2 rRNA genes (1 of these 2 running past the window's edge) are annotated in these 3744 nt (G+C 59.3%); both read right to left on the minus strand.

The window, feature by feature from the left end:
* Window positions 1–1721: ribosomal RNA gene (locus Q6347_RS15050) — 23S ribosomal RNA — on the minus strand; it reaches 1490 nt to the left of the window's first position.
* Between the two features lie 475 nt (window positions 1722–2196).
* Window positions 2197–3723 (minus strand): 16S ribosomal RNA (locus Q6347_RS15055).
* The 16S and 23S rRNA genes sit together here, the layout of an rRNA operon.
* Window positions 3724–3744 lie beyond the last annotated feature (21 nt).

The following is a 3744-nucleotide window of genomic DNA, read 5'->3' on the forward strand; positions in this document are numbered from 1 at the left end:
GTGCCTCGCGGATTTGCCTACGAGGCGGGCTACGGCCTTGGACGTGGTCAACCATCGCCACGCCGGGCTACCTTCCTGCGTCACCCCTGTTAACACGCTTACCTAGTACCGGCTCGGGTCCCACGCCTAGTCACCGGTGACGTCCCGAAGGACGTCGGTGGTGGTTCGGGGTGGTTAGCATCACCGGATTCGGTATGGGCGGTTCTTCGCCGGTAGGAGAATATCAACTCCTTGTCCATCGACTACGCCTGTCGGCCTCGCCTTAGGTCCCGACTTACCCAGGGAGGATTAACCTGGCCCTGGAACCCTTGGTCATTCGGCGGACGGGTTTCTCACCCGTCTTTCGCTACTCATGCCTGCATTCTCACTCGTGTGGTCTCCACCGCTGGATCACTCCGCGGCTTCACCGCCCACACGACGCTCCCCTACCCGCCCACACGCCTGAACAGCGATCAAGTCGCTGCTGGGCTTGTGTGAGCGCCACGGCTTCGGCGGTGTACTTGAGCCCCGCTACATTGTCGGCGCGGAATCACTTGACCAGTGAGCTATTACGCACTCTTTCAAGGGTGGCTGCTTCTAAGCCAACCTCCTGGTTGTCTGGGCAACTCCACATCCTTTCCCACTGAGCACACGCTTAGGGGCCTTAGCCGGTGGTCTGGGCTGTTTCCCTCTCGACTACGAAGCTTATCCCCCGCAGTCTCACTGCCACGCTCTGGCTTGCCGGCATTCGGAGTTTGGTTGACGTCAGTAACCTGGTAGGGCCCATCGGCCATCCAGTAGCTCTACCTCCGGCAAGGAACGCGTGACGCTGCACCTAAATGCATTTCGGGGAGAACCAGCTATCACGAAGTTTGATTGGCCTTTCACCCCTAACCACAGGTCATCCCCTCAGTTTTCAACCTAAGTGGGTTCGGTCCTCCACGCCGTCTTACCGGCGCTTCAACCTGCCCATGGCTAGATCACTTCGCTTCGGGTCTAGACCCGGCGACTGAATCGCCCTGTTCGGACTCGCTTTCGCTACGGCTTCCCCACACGGGTTAACCTCGCCACCGAGCACTAACTCGCAGGCTCATTCTTCAAAAGGCACGCCGTCACCCCCACCAGGGAGGCTCCGACGGCTTGTAGGCACACGGTTTCAGGTACTATTTCACTCCCCTCACGGGGTACTTTTCACCGTTCCCTCACGGTACTGATCCGCTATCGGTCACTAGGTAGTATTTAGGCTTAGCAAGTGGTCTTGCCGGATTCACACGGGATTTCACGGGCCCCGTGCTACTTGGGATCCCCTCCACCAGGCCACGCGATTTCGTCTACGGGACTCACACCCTCTACGGTCCGCCTTTCAATGCGGTTCGACTATCACGCGACTTTCTTACTGGTCAGAACCATGTCAGTGGTTCTCGGAAGGTCCCACAACCCCGCACACGCAACGCCTGACAGCTTGACACGCATACGGTTTGGCCTCATCCGCTTTCGCTCGCCACTACTCACGGAATATCTCTTCCTGTCGGTACTGAGATGTTTCACTTCCCGACGTTCCCTCCAGGCGCCCTATACATTCAGGCGTCGGTGACCGCACATGACTGCGGCCGGGTTCCCCCATTCGGACACCCTCGGATCACAGCTCGTTTGCCAGCTCCCCGAGGCTTATCGCAGGCTACAACGTCCTTCTTCGGCTCCTAGTGCCAAGGCATCCACCATGTGCCCTTAAAAACTTCGACACACTACAAAATTGCTACAGAAATCCAAGAAAACACACCCCACGACCCCGAAGGGATGAGGGATGTACTTGAACATCTGGGATGCTCGCGTCCACTGTGCAGTTCTCAAGCAACGGACGGACCCGCCGGCACCTGGCGCACCTACCCCCACCCGAGCCACCACCAGCTCACGCTGCGGCACCCCTGGGAGCGGTCTGCGACCGACCGACGACCCGTATCCATCAAGACCCCGACCAACACGCGGCCGGCTGCCTCAGGACCCAACAGTGTGCTCACCAGCCCCGCCACCAGCAGACCGACCCTTCCGACCGCGAACCCGGCACCCCCGAAGAGGCACCGCACGGTGTACTAGCTCGACCCACCCAGCAGCAGGCTGTAGTCAATGTTCCACCCAGAGCAACCACCAGACGCACGATCGGCGCCTCAAGCGGCTGTGCATGACCCCCCACCAGGGTGGGAGGTATGTGCTCCTTAGAAAGGAGGTGATCCAGCCGCACCTTCCGGTACGGCTACCTTGTTACGACTTAGTCCCAATCGCCAGTCCCACCTTCGACCACTCCCTCCGGACGAACCGGTTGGGCCGTGAGCTTCGGGTGTTACCAACTTTCGTGACTTGACGGGCGGTGTGTACAAGGCCCGGGAACGTATTCACCGCAGCGTTGCTGATCTGCGATTACTAGCGACTCCGACTTCATGGGGTCGAGTTGCAGACCCCAATCCGAACTGAGACCGGCTTTTTGGGATTCGCTCCACCTTACGGTATCGCAGCCCTCTGTACCGGCCATTGTAGCATGCGTGAAGCCCAAGACATAAGGGGCATGATGATTTGACGTCATCCCCGCCTTCCTCCGAGTTGACCCCGGCAGTCTCCCATGAGTCCCCGGCATGACCCGCTGGCAACATAGGACAAGGGTTGCGCTCGTTGCGGGACTTAACCCAACATCTCACGACACGAGCTGACGACAACCATGCACCACCTGTGCACCGACCTTGCGGAACCACCATCTCTGGCAGCGTCCGGTGCATGTCAAGCCTTGGTAAGGTTCTTCGCGTTGCATCGAATTAATCCGCATGCTCCGCCGCTTGTGCGGGCCCCCGTCAATTCCTTTGAGTTTTAGCCTTGCGGCCGTACTCCCCAGGCGGGGCACTTAATGCGTTAGCTGCGGCACGGAACTCGTGGAATGAGCCCCACACCTAGTGCCCAACGTTTACGGCATGGACTACCAGGGTATCTAATCCTGTTCGCTCCCCATGCTTTCGCTCCTCAGCGTCAGTTGCGGCCCAGAGACCTGCCTTCGCCATCGGTGTTCCTCCTGATATCTGCGCATTCCACCGCTACACCAGGAATTCCAGTCTCCCCTACCGCACTCTAGTCTGCCCGTACCCGATGCACGCCCCAGGTTGAGCCTGAGGTTTTCACACCAGACGCGACAAACCGCCTACGAGCTCTTTACGCCCAATAATTCCGGACAACGCTTGCGCCCTACGTATTACCGCGGCTGCTGGCACGTAGTTAGCCGGCGCTTCTTCTGCAGGTACCGTCCACCCGAAGGCCTTCTTCCCTGCTGAAAGAGGTTTACAACCCGAAGGCCGTCATCCCTCACGCGGCGTCGCTGCATCAGGCTTTCGCCCATTGTGCAATATTCCCCACTGCTGCCTCCCGTAGGAGTCTGGGCCGTGTCTCAGTCCCAGTGTGGCCGGTCGCCCTCTCAGGCCGGCTACCCGTCGACGCCTTGGTAGGCCATTACCCCACCAACAAGCTGATAGGCCGCGAGCCCATCCCCCACCGAAAAACTTTCCAACACCCGACATGCGTCGAGTGCTCGTATCCGGTATTAGACCCCGTTTCCAGGGCTTATCCCGAAGTGGAGGGCAGGTTGCTCACGTGTTACTCACCCGTTCGCCACTGATCCACCCAGCAAGCTGGGCTTCACCGTTCGACTTGCATGTGTTAAGCACGCCGCCAGCGTTCGTCCTGAGCCAGGATCAAACTCTCCGTGAAAGAGAGAAAACACCACACACC

It is taken from the genome of Isoptericola sp. b408 (assembly GCF_030588085.1).
GTDB lineage: Bacteria > Actinomycetota > Actinomycetes > Actinomycetales > Cellulomonadaceae > Isoptericola > Isoptericola sediminis.